Source organism: Variovorax sp. DXTD-1, assembly GCF_003984625.1.
GTDB lineage: Bacteria > Pseudomonadota > Gammaproteobacteria > Burkholderiales > Burkholderiaceae_C > Variovorax.
In genome coordinates this window covers 152,488-169,179 of sequence record NZ_RWKH01000002.1, presented here as the reverse complement: position 1 = coordinate 169,179, position 16,692 = coordinate 152,488, and the positions used below count along the sequence as shown (strand labels likewise).

General features: G+C 63.2%; 18 protein-coding genes. 8 read left to right on the top strand and 10 right to left on the bottom strand.

The annotated features are described in order from the left end of the window. Positions 1 to 35: 35 nt before the first annotated feature. From EJI00_RS02830 to lptF, 6 genes are all read right to left on the bottom strand, one after another. On the bottom strand, positions 36 to 194 hold the full coding sequence (locus EJI00_RS02830; RefSeq protein ID WP_126745946.1) for a DUF3309 family protein: 159 nt from the start codon (positions 192 to 194) through the stop codon (positions 36 to 38). Between the two features lie 135 nt (positions 195 to 329). Then, on the bottom strand, positions 330 to 1,505 hold the full coding sequence (locus EJI00_RS02825; protein ID WP_126745945.1) for a pyridoxal phosphate-dependent aminotransferase: 1,176 nt from the start codon (positions 1,503 to 1,505) through the stop codon (positions 330 to 332). A 31-nt stretch (positions 1,506 to 1,536) separates the two neighbouring features. Continuing rightward, complete coding sequence (locus tag EJI00_RS02820) at positions 1,537 to 2,478, bottom strand: CysB family HTH-type transcriptional regulator (RefSeq protein WP_126745944.1); 942 nt, start codon at positions 2,476 to 2,478, stop codon at positions 1,537 to 1,539. Positions 2,479 to 2,541: 63 nt separating this feature from the next. Continuing rightward, entirely contained in the window at positions 2,542 to 2,916 is a 375-nt protein-coding gene (locus EJI00_RS02815; protein WP_126745943.1) for a sirohydrochlorin chelatase, read from the bottom strand. Positions 2,917 to 2,931: 15 nt separating this feature from the next. Further along, the gene (lptG, locus tag EJI00_RS02810) at positions 2,932 to 4,041 is read right to left on the bottom strand and encodes an LPS export ABC transporter permease LptG (RefSeq protein ID WP_126745942.1); all 1,110 of its coding nucleotides are present in this window, start codon (positions 4,039 to 4,041) and stop codon (positions 2,932 to 2,934) included. After that, a complete protein-coding gene (gene lptF, locus EJI00_RS02805) occupies positions 4,038 to 5,180 on the bottom strand; it encodes an LPS export ABC transporter permease LptF (RefSeq protein ID WP_126745941.1) in 1,143 nt (380 codons plus the stop codon). The genes lptG and lptF overlap by 4 nt, the downstream gene beginning before the upstream one ends. 21 nt (positions 5,181 to 5,201) lie before the next feature. On the opposite strand from lptF, the gene EJI00_RS02800 reads away from it, so the two are divergent. The 4 genes from EJI00_RS02800 to EJI00_RS02785 all read left to right on the top strand — a co-directional run bounded on the left by EJI00_RS02800 (position 5,202) and on the right by EJI00_RS02785 (position 8,936). Next, positions 5,202 to 6,737, top strand: coding sequence for a leucyl aminopeptidase (locus tag EJI00_RS02800; protein ID WP_126745940.1), 1,536 nt, complete (start codon positions 5,202 to 5,204; stop codon positions 6,735 to 6,737). Further along, positions 6,734 to 7,177, top strand: a complete 444-nt coding sequence (locus tag EJI00_RS02795; RefSeq protein WP_126745939.1) for a DNA polymerase III subunit chi — start codon at positions 6,734 to 6,736, stop codon at positions 7,175 to 7,177. Before EJI00_RS02800 ends, EJI00_RS02795 begins: the two co-directional genes overlap by 4 nt. Further along, positions 7,177 to 7,590 carry a hypothetical protein gene (locus tag EJI00_RS02790; protein WP_126745938.1) on the top strand — a complete coding sequence of 138 codons (414 nt, stop codon included), beginning with the start codon at positions 7,177 to 7,179 and terminating at the stop codon, positions 7,588 to 7,590. Before EJI00_RS02795 ends, EJI00_RS02790 begins: the two co-directional genes overlap by 1 nt. A gap of 140 nt (positions 7,591 to 7,730) precedes the next feature. Then, a complete protein-coding gene (locus EJI00_RS02785; RefSeq protein WP_126745937.1) occupies positions 7,731 to 8,936 on the top strand; it encodes a branched-chain amino acid ABC transporter substrate-binding protein in 1,206 nt (401 codons plus the stop codon). A gap of 87 nt (positions 8,937 to 9,023) precedes the next feature. Here the strand turns inward: EJI00_RS02785 and EJI00_RS02780 are convergent, their stop codons facing one another. Together EJI00_RS02780 and EJI00_RS02775 are read right to left on the bottom strand one after the other, a co-directional pair. After that, positions 9,024 to 9,416 (bottom strand): response regulator, encoded by a 393-nt coding sequence (locus EJI00_RS02780; protein WP_126745936.1) that lies wholly within the window; start codon positions 9,414 to 9,416, stop codon positions 9,024 to 9,026. A gap of 108 nt (positions 9,417 to 9,524) precedes the next feature. Next, positions 9,525 to 9,881 carry a hypothetical protein gene (locus EJI00_RS02775; protein WP_126745935.1) on the bottom strand — a complete coding sequence of 119 codons (357 nt, stop codon included), beginning with the start codon at positions 9,879 to 9,881 and terminating at the stop codon, positions 9,525 to 9,527. Between the two features lie 439 nt (positions 9,882 to 10,320). Here EJI00_RS02775 and EJI00_RS02770 point away from each other — a divergent pair, with 439 nt between their 5' ends. Together EJI00_RS02770 and EJI00_RS02765 are read left to right on the top strand one after the other, a co-directional pair. Then, positions 10,321 to 11,589, top strand: coding sequence for a tyrosine-type recombinase/integrase (locus EJI00_RS02770; protein ID WP_126745934.1), 1,269 nt, complete (start codon positions 10,321 to 10,323; stop codon positions 11,587 to 11,589). 303 nt (positions 11,590 to 11,892) lie between these two features. Next, positions 11,893 to 12,264, top strand: a complete 372-nt coding sequence (locus EJI00_RS02765) for a type I restriction endonuclease subunit M (RefSeq protein WP_126745933.1) — start codon at positions 11,893 to 11,895, stop codon at positions 12,262 to 12,264. Positions 12,265 to 12,296: 32 nt separating this feature from the next. Here the strand turns inward: EJI00_RS02765 and EJI00_RS02760 are convergent, their stop codons facing one another. Next, positions 12,297 to 12,563, bottom strand: a complete 267-nt coding sequence (locus EJI00_RS02760; RefSeq protein WP_409514002.1) for a helix-turn-helix domain-containing protein — start codon at positions 12,561 to 12,563, stop codon at positions 12,297 to 12,299. Between the two features lie 257 nt (positions 12,564 to 12,820). On the opposite strand from EJI00_RS02760, the gene EJI00_RS02755 reads away from it, so the two are divergent. Both EJI00_RS02755 and EJI00_RS02750 read left to right on the top strand, forming a co-directional pair. After that, entirely contained in the window at positions 12,821 to 14,176 is a 1,356-nt protein-coding gene (locus EJI00_RS02755; protein ID WP_126745931.1) for a hypothetical protein, read from the top strand. A gap of 145 nt (positions 14,177 to 14,321) precedes the next feature. Then, entirely contained in the window at positions 14,322 to 15,203 is an 882-nt protein-coding gene (locus EJI00_RS02750; protein WP_126745930.1) for a hypothetical protein, read from the top strand. Between the two features lie 161 nt (positions 15,204 to 15,364). On the opposite strand, the gene EJI00_RS02745 is transcribed toward EJI00_RS02750, so the two are convergent. Further along, positions 15,365 to 16,306 carry a hypothetical protein gene (locus tag EJI00_RS02745; RefSeq protein WP_126745929.1) on the bottom strand — a complete coding sequence of 314 codons (942 nt, stop codon included), beginning with the start codon at positions 16,304 to 16,306 and terminating at the stop codon, positions 15,365 to 15,367. Between the last annotated feature and the right edge of the window lie 386 nt (positions 16,307 to 16,692).

Sequence of the window (16,692 nt, the reverse complement as noted above, 5' to 3'; positions counted from 1 at the left end):
GGGCTTTTTTCAGGTGCGAGAACTACGCGGGACCGCTATATGCGTCCCATGAGCACCAGGATGACCACGATCAGCACGACCAGGCCCAGGCCGCCGCTGGGCCAATAGCCCCAGCTCCGGCTGTAACCCCAGCTCGGCAGCGCGCCGATCAGCAGCAAGATCAGAATGATCAGCAGAATGAACGAGAGGGACATGCTTTTCTCCTGGACGTTGTTGTTACGAGCATCGATGCTCGGTGTCCGGGGGCGCAACACACGCCGGAAAGCCGCTCCTTCGGCGGTCAGGACTGTCCTACCGTTGGCGTCGGCCTTGAAGCCGCCTCGGCCCCCTCATAAGCGGGCGAGACGGTTCAGCGCGGAGATCAGTGTCTCGTCCTTCTTGGCGAAACAGAAACGGACCACGCGCTGGTCGAAGCCATTGCCGTAGAAGGCCGATAGCGGAATGGCCGCCACCCCGATCTCGCTGGTGAGCCACAGGCAGAAGTCGGCTTCGGAGAGATCGCTGACTGCCGAGATGTCGACGCACTGGAAGTAGCTGCCTTCGCTGCGCAGCAGCTTGAAGCGGGTCTTTTCGGCCAAACCGGCGGCGAACAGGTCGCGCTTGTGCTGGTAGAAGGCCGGAAGCTCGAGGTACGGCTTCGGGTCGGCCATGTACTGCGCGAGCGCATGCTGCATGGGCGTGTTCACCGTGAACACGTTGAACTGGTGCACCTTGCGGAATTCCGCCATGAGCGGTGCCGGCGCCGCCACGTAGCCGACTTTCCAGCCGGTGACATGATAGGTCTTGCCGAAGCTGCTCACGATGAAGCTGCGCGCCGCCAGACCCGGGAAGCGCGCCACGCTTTCGTGCTGCGCACCGTCGTAGATCATGTGCTCGTACACCTCGTCGGCAATCACGAACACGTCTGTCGGCGCGAGCAGCTCTTCGAGCTTGCGCATTTCGGCCGCGGTCCAGATGGTGGCGCTCGGGTTGTGCGGCGTGTTGACGATGATGGCGCGCGTGCGCGGCGACAGCGCAGCAGCAATCTTGTCGAAGTCGGGCCGGAACGTGCCCGGGGTGAGCGGAACGCGCACCACGCTGCCCCCTGCAAGCTCGATGTTGGGCACGTAGCTGTCGTAGCAGGGCTCCAGAACAATCACCTCGTCGCCCGCGCGCACCACGGCAAGAATGGCCGTGATGATTGCCTGCGTGGCACCCGCGGTCACCGTGATCTCGATGGCAGCGTTGTAGCTGTGGCCGTAGAGCGCAGCAATCTTGCCGGCAATGGCTTCGCGCAGTGCGGGAATGCCGGGCATCGGCGGATATTGGTTGTGGCCCGCGGCCATGGCGGCCGTCACGTCTTCGAGCAGCTTCGGGTCGCAGTTGAAGTCGGGAAAGCCCTGGCCGAGGTTCACCGCGTTCTTCTCGGCTGCCAGCGCGGACATCACGGTGAAGATGGTGGTGCCGACGGCGGGCAGCTTGGTGGTGATCTCCGGCGTGCGTGGGGCGGAAAGAACAGTGCTCATGGTCGTGGTCGGAAGCTGGGGCTGCTGAATATCAAAGATCGTAGTCTTGCTGATGCCCGCTCAGGGCCTTGGCGATCAGATTGCGGTCGAGCCGGTCGGACAGCAGCTCGGCAAACTTGAACACGAAGTTGCGCAGGTAGGCGCTGCGCTTGAACGCGACGCGTGCGATGTTCTGGCCGAAGACATGGCCCATGGGGCGCACCACGAGGTCGGCATTCGACTCGTCGCGCACCGCCATCTCAGCCACGATACCCACGCCCAGGCCCAGCCGCACATAGGTCTTGATCACGTCGGAGTCGATGGCCTCGAGCGCGATGCGCGGCGTGAGCTTTTTCTGCGCAAAGGCATGGTCGATGCGTGTGCGGCCGGTGAACGACGGGTGGTAGGTAATGATGGGTTCGTGCGCCAAGTCTTCGAGAGAAATGCGCTCCTTGGCCGCCAGCGGGTGGTCTTTGGGGAGCACCAGCACATGCTGCCATTCGTAGCAGGGCAGGGTCACCAGCTCTGTGTAGTCCGCGAGCGATTCGGTCGCAATGCCCACCTCGGCAATTTCGTCGATCACCATGCGCGCCACCTGGTCGGGCGAGCCCTGGTGCAGGCTTACGTTCACCTTGGGGTAGGCCTCGCGCAGCTTGGCCACCGGCACCGGCAGCACGTAGCGGGCCTGGGTGTGGGTGGTGGCAATGGAGAGGGTGCCGCTGTCCTGCGCGCTGAACTGCTCGCCGATGCGCTTGAGGTTGCCCACTTCCCGCATGATCAGCTCGATGCTGGCAATGACGTGCTGGCCCGGCTCCGTCACTCGCTTGAGGCGCTTGCCGTGGCGGGCGAAGATTTCGACGCCGAGTTCTTCTTCGAGCTCGATGATGGCTTTGGACACGCCGGGCTGCGAAGTGTGGAGCGCCTTGGCCGCCTCCGTGAGGTTCAGGTTGCGCCGTACGGCCTCCTGAACAAACTTGAATTGGTGCAGATTCATATCAAATTCCGTCTTATTGCGGAATTCATTATGCCTTCGGAGTCTATCGAAATGCCCGGGAGTTCAAGATTTGGTTGCGATTCTGGCCAGCAGTTCGACCAGTTCGGGCTCTTCGCCGACGATGTTAGCGAGCTGGAACTCGACCTCGGGCCAAGTGCCGCGCAGGGCGTCGAGTTGCAGCGGAAGGTCTTCGCGGGCGTGCTTGCCCATGCCCAGGAACAGCGGAACGACCCTGAGCGAGCTGGCGCCGCTCGCAATCAACGCTGCCGATGCGGTGCGCAGGTCGGGCGTTGCCAGCTCCATATAGGCGCAAACCACCCGCGCTTGCGGATCGAGCGCCGTGACGCGCGCGGCCACGGCCTCGATGGGTTCGCGCCAGCGCTCGTCGCGCGAGCCATGGGCCAGGAGGATGATGCCCCTTGCATTCACCGTGGTCATGTCCGGCTCCTGCTTCTATCTTCGAAGAACGAGCCAGCTGAATGCGGCAAGCGACATGACCGAATAGATCAGCCCTGGCGCCGCCGCGGTCAGCCATGGTGACCAGTTGCTCAGGTTGCCGAGATAGCCGAACACGTTGTTCAGCAGGAAAAAGCTGATGCCGATCATCACGCCGCCGAACACATAGGTGGTGATGCCGGTCTGGCGGAAGTGCAGGTACGCGAAGGGCAGGGCGAGCACCACCATCACCAGGCACGAAAGCGGATAGAAGACCTTCCGCCAGAACTGGATCTCGTAGCGCTGGGCGGTCTGCCCGTTGGCTTCGAGGTGGCTGATGTAGTCGAACAGGTCGATGGTGCTCATGCGGTCGGGCCGCAAGAGGGCCACCGACACCATTTCGGCCGTGAGGGTGGTCGGCCACTCGATCTCTGGCACCCGGCTGGTCAGGATGTGCGCCTTGTTGGCGTCGCTGCGCGTGTCGTAGTCCTGCAGCTCGACGTCCGACAAGACCCAGCGGTCTTCCAGGATGCGCGCGGAAGTTGCGAGCAGCTGCTTGCGCACATAGCCCTTCTCGTCGAACTCGAAGATGCGCGCATTCCGCAGGGAGCCGTCGCGCGAGATGGACAGCACGTTGACGGCGTACGACACGTCGCCGCGCTTTTCCTTGAGCCACGCGCCCGTGTTGCCGACCAGCGAGAAGGTGCCCTGGTAGCGCGACTTGAGCAGCTGGCCCGTGCGCTCGGACGCCGGCGCGATGTAGTCGCCGATGGCAAAGGTCAGAAAAACGAAACCCACGCCCAGCAGCAGCAGGGTGCGCAGCGCGCGCCAGGGGCCGAGGCCGCTGGTGCGAAGAATGGTGTATTCGGAGCTTTGCGCCAGCCGCGCCATCACGAAGATGCAGCCGATCAGCACCGTGATGGGAAGCAGCTCATAAAGGTGGCTTGGAATGAGCAGGGTCACGTAGACCAGTGCCTGCGCCGGGCCGTAGGCAAGGCTTTCTGGCTTGCCGATGGATTGCAGTTCATCGACAAAGTCGAAGAAGAAGAACAGGCTCAGGAAGCCGAGCGTCACGAAGGCCACGGCCTTCAATGCCTCGACGTAGATCAGGCGTCGGATTGTTTTCACGTGGTCGGGTCGATCGTGTTGGGCTGGGACGGCAGGCCGCCGGCAATGACGCGTTCCGTCCTGCGCCGCCTGCCCCAGTTGTTATTGCGCAAAACCAGCCATGCCACGCCGATCAGCAGCACGCCGCCGTGAAGCAGCAGCATGAAGGAGCCCATGCCGTAGCGGCCCGAGCTGATCCAGCTTTGGCCGAGATTGAGCATGTTGTAGTAGACGACGAAGGCGAACAGCGCAAACAGCAGGTTGCCGCTGCGCCCCACGCGCGGGTTGACGCTGGAGACGGTCAGTGCGAGCAGCACGAAGTTGATGGCAGCCAGCAGCATGCCGATGCGCCAGGCGAGTTCGCCGCGGTTCGCGTCGCCGGGCTCTCGCAGGAGCTGGAGCGTAGGCTTGGCGCGGGCCGGCGTGGAGTCGGTGGTAAACGAGTCGTTGCCGCCGGCGCGGGTGCCGTAGGTCTCGAATTCGCTGATCTTGAGGCCCGAGGTTGCCGTGGGCAGCAGCGGGCGTTCGACCCGCTGGCCGTTGCTCAGCATCAGGTAGCGGTGCTCGCCCACGTTCTCGATGCGGCCGCTGCGCGCCGATGTGGTGATCTGCAGCCCCCGCTCGATGGCCCAGATGAACACGTTGGTGGCCGTGGCGCCGTCGGGCGTGTCCTTGTCGATGAAGAAGACGCGGATGCGCCCGGCCGATTCGCGGAATTCGCCGGGCGTGACGCGTTCGATGTCGCTGCGCCTTTCATACTGCGCGCGCATGCCGATGGTCTGCGAGTTGGCCCAGGGCCAGCCCAGCAAGGCCATGATGGCGATGAGCGCGAGCACCGGCCAGGCAAAGCGGAACAGCGGCTGCACGAAGTCGACCAGCCCGCGCCCGCTGGAAAACCAGATCACCATCTCGCTGTCGCGGTACATGCGCGACAAGGTGCCGACAATGGCGATGAACAGGCTCAGGCTAAGGATGGTCGGCATGTAGCCGAGCACCGTGTAGGCCATCACGAGGAACACTTCGGACGGGTTCACGCTGCCCTTGGAGGCGAGCCCGAGCGTGCGGATGAGCATCATGGTCATCACGATGGTGACCAGGACCACGAGGGTCGCTCCGAAGCTGCGCGACAGCTCCTTGCGTAGGGAAGAATGGAATAACATCGTTCGAGGAAAAAAAGGATTATGGACTTTCAGCTCAAGACCCTCACCGTCGCCCGCGCCGCGGCCGAAAAATCCGACGTTCTGATCGTGCTCGTCGGCAGCGCCCCCATCACCGCCAAGGACCCGCTTTCCGCCCTGATTGCCAGCGCGCGCAAGGCCGGCGACCTGCCCGACAAGGCCGGCAAGCTGCTCGCGCTCTACCATCCAGACGAGGTGGTGGCCTCGCGCGTGGTGCTCGCCGCCATTGGCGACGGCAAGCCCGCGTCGGTGCGCAGCGGCGTCATTGCGGCGGTCAATGCGGCCAAGGCCCATGCGCCCAAGCGGGTGGTGATCGTGTTTGCGCATGAGGCCGACGGTACGGCGGTGGCCTGCGCCGTTGCCGCGGCGGCCGACGCCAGCTACGTCTACACCACGACGAAATCGAAGGCTTCGAACGGCGACGGCGGACGCACCATCCGCAACCTCACGCTCGGCGTGGCCGATTCGGCGGCTGTGAGCAAGGCCTTCGACGAAGCCCGGGCCACGGTGTCCGGCATCGAATTCGCCAAGGAATGGGGCAACCGCCCAGGCAACTATTGCACGCCCACCTTGCTGGCTGACGCCGCCCAGGGCTTGGCCAAGCTGCCCCGCATCAAATGCGAAGTGCTTGGCCCCAAGGAAGTGCAGAAGCTCGGCATGGGCTCGTTCGCGGCCGTGGCGCAAGGCTCGGCCGAGCCGCTGCGCTTCATCGTGCTGCGCTACCAGGGCGGCCCGAAGGACCAGGCACCCGTGGTGCTGGTCGGCAAGGGCATTACCTTCGACACCGGCGGCGTCTCGCTCAAGCCGGCGGCCGAAATGGACGAGATGAAGTTCGACATGTGCGGTGCGGCCAGCGTGCTCGGCACCTTCCGCGCGCTGGGCGAAATCCAGCCCGACATCAACGTGGTGGGCCTGGTGCCCTCATGCGAGAACATGAACGACGGCCGGGCCATCAAGCCCGGCGACGTGGTCACCAGCATGAGCGGGCAGACCATCGAGGTGCTGAACACCGATGCGGAAGGGCGCCTCATCCTGTGCGACGCACTGACGTACGCCAAGCGCTTCGACCCCGCCGCCGTGATCGACATTGCCACCCTCACCGGCGCCTGCGTGGTGGCGCTGGGCGGCGTGCGCAGCGGCCTCTTCACGGCCGATGAAACCTTGGCCGCCGCGCTCCAGGCGGCCGGAGAAGAATCGCAAGACCGTTGCTGGCGTCTGCCGCTCGACGACGAATATGCCGACGGCCTCAAGAGCAACTTTGCCGATGTGGCCAACGTGGCGGGCCGTGCCGGCGGCGCCATCACGGCCGCCAAGTTCCTGCAGCGCTTTGCTGGCGATTTTGCGTGGGCGCACCTGGACATCGCAGGCACGGCCTGGAAGAGCGGGGCCGCCAAGGGATCGACCGGCCGCCCGGTGGGCCTGCTGGTGTCTTACCTGATGGAGCGCGCACGCAGCGGTGCGGCCAAGGCCGCGCCCGCGCCGAAGGCCGCGCGCAAGAACGCCGGCCCCGCCGCGCGAAAGGCCCGGTCTGCACAGTGACGGAAATCGGCTTTCACTTCAATACGCCGGACAAGGTCAACTACGCGTGCCGGCTGGTTCGGAAGGCCGTGAGCGCGCGCGGGCTGCGCGTGGTGGTGGTGGGCGACGCGCAGATGCTGGAGGCCGTGGATGCCGCGCTCTGGCAACTCTCGCCGTCCGACTTCATCGCGCATTGCCGCGGCGACGCGCAGGCGCACATGGTTGCCCGTTCGCCGGTCATCCTTTCGGTCGAAGGTGCGGATGTTGCCTCGCTTCCGCATCGCGAGATGCTCGTGAACCTGGGGCCCGAGGTTCCGGCGGGCTTCGAGCGGTTCGAGCGCCTCATCGACATCGTGAGCGACGAGGCCACGGACCGGCAGATCGGCCGTTCGCGATGGCGCCACTATGCCGACCGGGGCTACACCATCCAGCCGCACGATTTTGCGAGGAGCGCTTCCTGATGGCCAGCACGCTGCGTACTCCGCCCCGGTTCGTTCCTACCTTGACCACCGTGCTCGATCTCCCGGCCGAGCCCGTGGCCGCCGAGGCCGGCAAGCCACCTGTTCCCGCCAGCACGCCGGCACCGCCGGTCGACCCCGCCGAGGCCGTGGCGTTGCCCCCGGCCGAGCAGCGGTCCGACGCCGAAATCGTGCGCCTCGAAGAGCAGCTTTTGCATCGGGTGCTGCAGCGCGTGGACCTGTCTTTGGAGGAGCGCTTGAGCGACACGGTTTCGGCCGCCGTCCAGCAGCAACTCGATTCGATGCTGCCTCGGCTGCGCGAAGAAATCGAGGCCGTTTTGCGTGCTTTGGTCATCGAGGCAATGGCCGCCGAGCTCTCGGAAAACACAGGGTCTACGCCAGCTTCCGGAGCATAAAGCTTCAGCTAAACTGCGCCGCAGGTCGGTAGGCGTGAGGGTGCCGCTGGTCCGCGGCGCGAAACTTGCGAGGTCTGCGCGCCCGGATCACACGACCGGTTTCTTGTTTGGTTTTATTTATCCATGTTCTGGAGGTTCTCATGCAATTGAAATGGACTGCGGTCGCACTGGCTGCACTCACGCTTGTGGCTTGCGGCAAAAAAGAAGAAGCAGCTGCACCCGCCGCACCGGCGCCCACGGCAGCGGCCCCGGCACCTGCAGCGCCTCCGGCAGACGCACTGGTCGTCAAGATCGGCCACGTGGCACCCACCAGCGGTCCGATTGCCCACCTTGGCAAGGACAATGAGTTCGGCGCCCGGATGGCCATCGAAGACCTGAATGCCAAGGGCCTCAAGATCGGCGACAAGGTCGCCAAGTTCGAACTGCTGCCCGAAGACGACGCAGGCGATCCGAAGCAAGGCACGGCAGTGGCCCAGAAGCTGGTCGACAGCAAGGTCAACGGTATCGTGGGCCACCTGAATTCGGGCACCACCATCCCCGCTTCCAAGCTGTACAGCGACGCCGGCATTCCGCAGATTTCGCCTTCGGCAACCAACCCCAAGTACACGCGCCAAGGCTTCAAGACCACGTTCCGCGTGGTGGCCGACGACACGCAACTCGGCGGCACGCTGGGCAAGTACGCCGTTGAAACGCTCAAGGGCAAGAACATCGCCGTGATCGACGACCGCACGGCCTACGGCCAGGGCGTTGCCGAAGAATTCGAAAAGGCGGCCAAGGCTGCTGGCGCGACCATCGTCGGCCACGAGTTCACCACCGACAAGTCGACCGACTTCAACGCCATCCTGACCAAGCTCAAGGCTGCCAAGCCCGACGTGCTGTTCTTCGGCGGCATGGACGCCGTTGGCGGGCCGATGCTCAAGCAGGTCAAGCAGCTCGGCCTGAACGTCAAGTTCATGGGCGGCGACGGCCTGTGCACCGGAGAACTGCCGAAGCTGGCTGGCGATGCCATCGGCGAAGAGATGGTGGTTTGCGCCGAAGCCGGCGGTGTCGACGGCGACTTCAAGCAGCCGCTGGAAGACTTCAAGGCCAAGTTCAAGGCCAAGAACGGCGTGGACGTGCAGATCTATGCACCGTACGTGTACGACGCGGTCAACGTGCTGGCCGAAGCCATGGTCAAGGCCGGTTCCGCCGACCCTGAAAAGTACCTGCCGGAAGTCGGCAAGGTGCAATACAAGGGCGTGACCGGCCCGATCGCCTTTGACGAAAAGGGCGACATCAAGAACGGCGCGCTGACCCTCTTCACCTACAAGGGTGGCGTGCGTACGCAAATCGCCGTGGTGCGCTGATCGGCTTCACCGCATGGCGCAGCAATGCGCAAAAAAGAAAAAGGGCCTTCGGGCCCTTTTTTATTGCCGGCCGCCTTACGCCGGTAATCAGGTGAGGGCGGCGTGGCCCGAGGGCCGGTCGGTGTTGCAGTATTCGATGAAGGCGTCGAGATCGCGCGATTTGTCGAAGACCGCGTCGGCGCCCAATGCCTCGCAGCGGGCGCGAATGTCGGCCGTGACGTAGTTGCTCAGCACCACCACGCGTTGGCCGGGTCCGCGGGTCTTGCAGCCGGAGAGCACGCCAAGGCCGGAGCCTTCCTTCAGGAACAGGTCGATGATGAGAAGCTGCCAGTCATGGGGATGGGCGGCAAGCCAGGCGAGCGCGGCCGACTCGGTTTCAGCAAACCCGACGACCTGTCCATTGACAAGATCCTCGAGGGCCGGAACCAGGTTGTCTCTGATGGTCTTGTTGTCCTCTACGAGGAACGTGATGAGGGCCATGCCGTGGTTTCGCTTTGAGAACCAATAGCGTAGCGTGCCGGATGAGTCCGCAGCGTAGGAGAAGGGATAAGGCGCAATCCATTCGGCTGGGACGGACCGAAAAGACGGTCAGTCCGACGCGCCAGCTCGAATCCTTGCCTTGAGTTTTTCCGCCTCGGCCTGGCTTTCGTCCCGCTCGGCAGTGGCTTCGAGCCGCTTTTCGATTTCTTCGCTCAAGGCCGCGTTGACCTCGGCCAGTGTTTCCGCCGACTTGGCCAGCTTTTCCTCGAGCTGGCTGGTGTGCTCGATGGCCTGGGCCACGTCGCCCACCTGTACCTCTTCAGGCAGCCCTTGTTCGAGGACCGTGTTCACGACCGCAAGGTTGTCCGATGCCCGCTGCACGTCCGCGGCAACCGCTTCGGTCTTCTCCAATGTCTGTTCGAGTGACGTGTCGCCACGCGATGAAGTTTGTTGCTGTCCGGCCATCCGGGCTCCTTTGGCAGGCGTGAAAAGTAAGACCTTTGGATGGTACCGCCAGACGACCTCGGTTGGCGGCGCCGGGCCCGTTGCTGGAGCACAACGGCGCCCATAAAAAAGCCCGAGGTGCCTTGGGGCAACTCGGGCTTTCTTCTTTCTCTGCACGTTCGTGAACGGTTACGAACAATCAATCTCTGGCGGAGCAGGCGGCCGCCATATTATATAAACAATGCCGCCCAATAGCAACTAACAAGGTGCAAAAAACCTTTGGCCGCAAGCACTTGCAAAAAACTCGACGCCCAACAAAGGTTAACCCGGTTATTGGCAGCCAGCTCAAAGAATGGGCAAAAGCATAGGCAGATTTTGAGGGCTGTTTTTGGTAAAATTGCTCTACCCAATTGCACCGTAAAAAGCCGGCGCCCAACAAGGCACAGCTACGCCCAAAAACATGACGCGACACCATCTTTTAACCATCACCAGCATCCGAACCAAAGCTAAAAAACCCGGCTACCACCTCGACGGCCGGGGCCTGTACCTGCGGGTGGCCCCAGGGGGCAGCCAAGCCTGGATCTTGCGCTACACCTTCCTTGGCAGCACCCGCGACATGGGGCTCGGCTCCCTGGCTGACGTCAGCCTAGCGCGCGCCCGTGAACGCGCTCAGGAACATCGAATTCAGATCGCCGAGGGCATTGATCCTATTCAGCATCGCGAACAAAAGAAAATCGAATTGAAAGCTGCAGCCATCCAATTGGAACAGGCTAGCGTGACCTTCAAGGACTGCGCCGTGGAATACCACAGCGAGCATGCCGAAGATTGGAAAAACGCCAAGCACAAGGACCAGTGGATCAATACGCTGAAAACCTACGCTTTCCCGCATTTCGGTCAGCTTCCAGTTCGAGAAATCGGTAAGCTGGAAATTCTCAAGGCGCTGAAGCCGATTTGGAGGGAAAAAGCGGAAACGGCAGACCGTGTCTTGCAGCGAATTCGAAAGGTGATGAATTTTGGTGCGGCCAAGGATTACTGCCGCGGAGTGGATGGCGAGTTCTGGGAGCAGGTCAGGATCGCACTGGGCGCCAACGAGAAGGCCCGCAAGGTTGAGCATCACCCGTCCTGCCCGCACCCGCAGATCGGTGCTCTGCTGGCCCAGGTCCAGGCCAGCACGGCCACCGCCACGGTCCAGTTGGCGTTCGAGTTCGGCGTTTTGACGGCTACGCGCTCGGGCGAGATACGCGGCGCGCGCTGGTCGGAGTTCGATGCGTCGCTCAGCAACTGGACGATCCCGGCGGAGCGTATGAAGGCCGGGCGCGAGCATCGCGTGCCGTTGTCGAGCCGAGCCACCGAGGTGCTGCGGGCGGCGCGCGCCCTACAGGCCGAGCGGGCCGCAGAAGGCCCCGTGGTTGCGAGTAATGCGGACGCCGTTGATCTGGTGTTTCCTTCGCCGCGCGGCAAGACGTACAGCGACATGGTGTTCACGCAGTTGCTGCGCCGCCTGGAACTGCCGTACACCATGCACGGCTTTCGAGCGACGTTCCGCACCTGGGGCATGGACCACACGCAGTACCCCGCCGAGATGCTGGAGTTCGCGCTGGCGCACTTGGTGGGGGATCAGACGGTGCGCGCCTACGCCCGCAGCGATATGGTGGAGAAGCGCCGGCAGCTGATGGAAGACTGGGCGGCGTACGTCGAGGGACAAGCAGGCGAAGTGTTTTCGAAGTGATCCGTGCCTTGGCTTCTTCAGCTTGTAGGCGGGCTTCACAAGCGCGCCGAGCGACCATAATTGTTGTTTTTATGCTACAATATACCCACGGGTAGAAATCGCCGGCGCAAGCTAGGCAAGACCCTGCCCGTGTGCAGGCGCACCGCCGCCTGTAATCCCTGATGGCCGCCAAGCCAGCGCAGTTGCCGCTGGCCTTGGTGGCCGTTTTCGTTTCATCCCCCGCGCTTTTTCGACTGCTGCACCTTGCCCTCGGGGCCCGGTGCGGCCGCCGCATGGGCGCTTCCTTCCGATTGGAGATTTCAAGTGAAAGACTTTCTGAGCACCTTCCTCAAGCCTGACAGCACACCACGCTTTGCGCTGGGCCGCGTTGTCGCAACACCGGGCGCCCTGGCGCTCATGCACGCCACCAACAGCAACCCGTTCGTGCTGCTGGCCAAGCATGTCACCGGCGACTGGGGCGAGATCGATCCCGAAGACGTCATCACCAACGAAGACGCGCTTGAGCACGGCTTGCGTGTGCTCTCGGTCTACCGATTGCCGCTGCAAGCGGCGGTCGAAAAGGGTGCGGCACCAGTACAGCCATCGCAGGAAGCCGATGACCACGACAACCGCATCTGGCTGATCACCGAAGCAGATCGCAGCGTTACGACCCTGCTGCTCCCCGAGGAGTACTGACTATGGCCAGCCAAACCAAACAGCGCAAGGAATCACTTGGCCTTCCGCCGACGCGAAGTGGGCGAGGGGCGGACCGGGGATCTTGGCGCTCTCATGAGCGTTGTGTCAAACCCGCGCTGCTCCGCCAACTTTGGATGAAGCAACTCGTGAGCCGGGATCTTCAGCGCCTCCGCAATCAATGCGATGTTGTCGACGGAGATATTCCTGATCCCTTGTTCGAGGCTTCCAATGAAAGTCCGGTCCAGTCCGCACTCGAAGGCAAGCTTTTCCTGAGACAACTCAGCAGCGATGCGTGCCATGCGCACGTTCTTGGCAAATATCGAGCGAAGGGTAGAGCGCGGGGAATTTTTGGAGGGCGAAGCTGGCATCCAACCGATGGTTGGAAAAAGACGTGTTTGAAACCACGGTGTTTGAATATCATTAGAAAGTTCTGGAAGGCCTCCGATTGGACGGTGTGCGAAAGCCGGCTTGTCCAAAAAAGATACCTAAACACAACATTGAAACTGCTCGATTGCACGTCACGAGCATCCGATCTTGGAAAGTAAGGAGAAGAGATATGTTTAAAGCGATACGCATAGGTTTCCGCCGCTGGTCCTGGACCGGCGCGCTGCTTGCTTCGGTGCTCGCGGGCTGCGGCCCGGAGGCCCCACCCTGCAACGACGCAGAGGTCACCAGCTCGATCCGCGACCTTGTCGCCCAAGCGCACGACGACCACCTCAAGGACCTGCAGGTCCAGAGCAAGGACATCGCCACCATCGCGCTGGAGACGCCCACCGTCACTGCCTATGACGAGAAGCTCAAGGTCCGCAGCTGCAAGGTCACCTTCACGGTGCAGGCCTCCGCCGACAAGGTGAAGGCCATGAACCAGTACATGGCCGCCATCACCAGCCCCCTCGTGGGCGTGCTCGACTCGCTCAACCCCTTCGCCGCGCTGACCAACCCGCAGGGCACGCCGCTGCAGAAGGCCAAGGCCGAGGTGGCGCAGTTCCAGGCCTGGAACCAGGGCCCCCAAGCCTCGCCGGACCCGATCCGCAAGTCGTTGACCTACCAGGTGCAAAAGGAGGAGGGCAAGTCCAACTTCTACGTCACGACGAACGTCAACGTGTCCGGCACCGTGCCGTACATGCGCGTCATCGTCCTCGCGGATGCCTTCGCCAAGGAGCAGGCCAAGCGCCAAGCCAAGGAGACCGAGGCAAACGCCAAGAAGCAGGCCGAGGTCGACCGCCTCTCCGCCAGCGGCAAGTGGCGCAAGGTGGTCTACATCCTGGATTGGCGGCAGCCGGACAACGCGGCGGGCCGCTGCCACGAACGGGGCTTGGTGTGCTTCCGCGGCCGCGACAACGTGAACGAGACGGACGCCGTTCACTACCAGCTCGACGCCAGCAAGGTCGACGCCCGCGGCATGAATGCGCTCGACGTCGCATACCGGGTCAACCAGCCCGTCTGCCTGGTGGGCGTCCAGAAGACGCAGGACCCCGCTGTGTTCACCGCCAAGGGCTACTCGACCTTCCGCAACGACAAGGGCGAGGCGGTGGACTGCCTGCCGGGCACGGAGAACTCGGACTGGGGCGCCCTGGTGGCGCAGACCAAGAAGGAGGAGGCAGCGGCCGCCGCAGCAGCAGGCTCGGGCGCTGCGCCGGCAACCGCACCTCGTGCGCCAGCTCCGGCCCCGAGTTCCGGTCCCGAGAGCCTCATGTCGCTCATCACCAAGTACGAGCCCTGCGGCGAGGAGGCCGTGTGCCTGCACACCGGCAAAGGCAACGTCGTCTGGATGCAGGCCAGCATGATGCGGCGCATGGACTATGCGCTGCTCGACAAGGCGATCAGCAGCAAGACGCCGGTGTGCCTGCGCGACCTGACGCGCACCGAAGGCAAGAACTTCGCGGCCGACGGCCTGGACAGCGCGTGCTGAGCTTCATGCAGTAGCGACAACGCGCTACTGACAACGCCCTTTGCGAAGGCGCCGTGCTGGCCGAGAGGCTGGTGCGGCGCTTTTGCTTTTCCGTCTTCGTTTCATCGTCGCCGCTCACATGCGTGCGGCGTCACAGGTAATTCCCATGAATGTTCTACACACGCCCGCCGACAGCGGGCCGACCGCTGCTGTCCGCTTGATCGGCATTGGCGCCTCGGGCCGGCACTTTGTCCAACGCTTTCACACCCACATCGATGCGCCGCCGCACACGCCGCTGGCCGATCTGCTGAACCAGCCGCCTTGCGTGCTCGAGGTCGAGGTTGGCGAGGCGGTGGATGCGGCCGTTGCCGAAATGGAGCTGGCGGACACCCGAATCCTGTGCCTGGCCTTCGGGCTCGACGTCACCTCGGTGGAGATCGAAGCGGCGATGCTGCTGGTCTGGCGCCTCTGGGCGCAGGAGGCGTACGTCATCGGTGTGGTGGTTGGGGCGCACCAACGTCCGCCGCCGGACTGCGATTCGATCCTCGGCATCCTGTGCGATTCGATCGACGCGCGCATCGACATCTCGGATCCGGGCGACCCGGTCGAGCTGGCACCGCTGCAGTGGTTCTATGTGGGGCTGCAGCGCTCGGTGCTGGCGGGCCTGTCGATCATGGAAGCGGCCTGGGACCACAGCGATGTCGTCGAAACCTTGGACTTCGGCCAGGTGCGGCTGGAACTCTTCACGCAGCCGCTGGACAAGCCGACGCAGTTGGATGCCGCCATGGTGGAGATTCTGGAAGAGCTCCAGCACCGGGGCGTGTGGCTGGAAGACGCGCTGGGCGCCGTCCTCGTGGTGTGGGCACCGTCCGAGTACCAGCTCACGGTGCGCATGGTGCGCGGCTTGGGGCGCAGCTTGAGCGAAGCATTGGGGGGAGGGGCCTCGCACCTGACCATCCGCCTTCGCAGCCGACCCACCGGGGAAGACCAGACCGGGTATCTGACGCTGGTGGTGAGCATGCCGCGATCACGCACCCGTCTCCGGTAGACCCTCCTCGAAAAGGTCACGGACATCTGCCATGGCTGGCGCCCAACACCAACCGACGCCCGCCACGCGGATGAAGCGTACCGCGATGAATGGCACGAGACGAGCGGGATAAATGACTGCGCCCGGCATTGCACCCGTGAAAAAGAATTGCAGAAAGCTGCCTAGATTGGCGGTCGCGTGTGCGCTTCGGAGGTCGGGAACTCCCAATGGGCGTGGCTCTCTTCCACAGAATTCGATGATGAAGCGCTCTGGGCTGTGCCACCCTGACCCAAGTCAGCAGTTAGGCGCTTGAAAGGAGAACGTGGAATCGCACCCGTTTCTTTGAGCAGTCGCGCATCAATGCGTTCGCTCATCTCGTCAAGCTGTCCTGGGACGCAGCCTGCAAGCGAAACAAAGCCAAAGGTATCGCCGAACCCAACATGCAAGAGTAATAGCTCTTCCTTCGTATCGACTCCATAGCTGTAGTCGAATTGATCCCGCAAGTCCTTTCCACCACGGGTCACGGGTGGCCTGAGAGTGGCAAGTCCGGCCGTCGCCGCGACCGATTGCCGATGCGCGGGGTCCAGCAGTTCTGCATTCGTGAACCAGTGAAGGTTTATTGAACCAACTGCCGGAAAGATACGACCCGTATGGACATAGAAAACGGCCTTGGTCAGCTTGCTTGCCAGGACGCTGACTGCATGCTCCATCTCCGCGGTGACTTTGACCAACCCCAGATCGAGATGAGTCTCGCCTGGGCGGGGCTCAATCCCGAGACGGCGCGCGCGAGCCCTTGCTTCGATGGGGCTTCGGATCAACATCCGGCCAATCAGGCCCGGATGCTGTCGGTGGAGCTGACGCATGATGCCCTCGCTTCTCGAGGACACGACATCACTGTTGTGTCTCAATTGCGCAAGAAATGCTGCGACGAGATCAGCGTCCGAACTACCTGCGTTGCAGGCGACACAAGCAGGGAAAACGAAGCCTTCGGGCCACGCGCGATCCTTAAAGAGAGATCTCGGAGGGCAGTGCTCCTCCGTTTCGGCCGGCGCGGCACCGCCGCAGAAGATGCACATCGGATGTTCCGCAAAGAACTTCGCGCGGCGTCCGTTTGCTTGACCCATGTTCTCTCCTTCAAATGCCTACTAGTCCTTGATGCAGACCAACCAGGGTGACCAACCTGGAAGGCCAATGCTCGTTTCAGTAACTATGTCACTCACGCCGTGGCTGACAACAGGCGCCGGCCCCCTATGCCGGCGACCTGCGGCATTTCTGGGAGTGGGGCGGGAGGACCCGCTGCACGCCAACCGTGGTAACCCAGCTTGGGGGCAATCGCCCTCCAGACTATGCGCATTCGCCATCGGCCTTGGTGGGGCTGGCTCCGCGCTTCATCGGTATGCGCAGCATTGCGGCCGCATGGACATGTACGAACGCTGCCTCACTCAACAAGAGCGACTGTCCGACCAACTGCCGGAACTGCGGCCCCCTGCCTGGGTGCTCGCCGCGACCG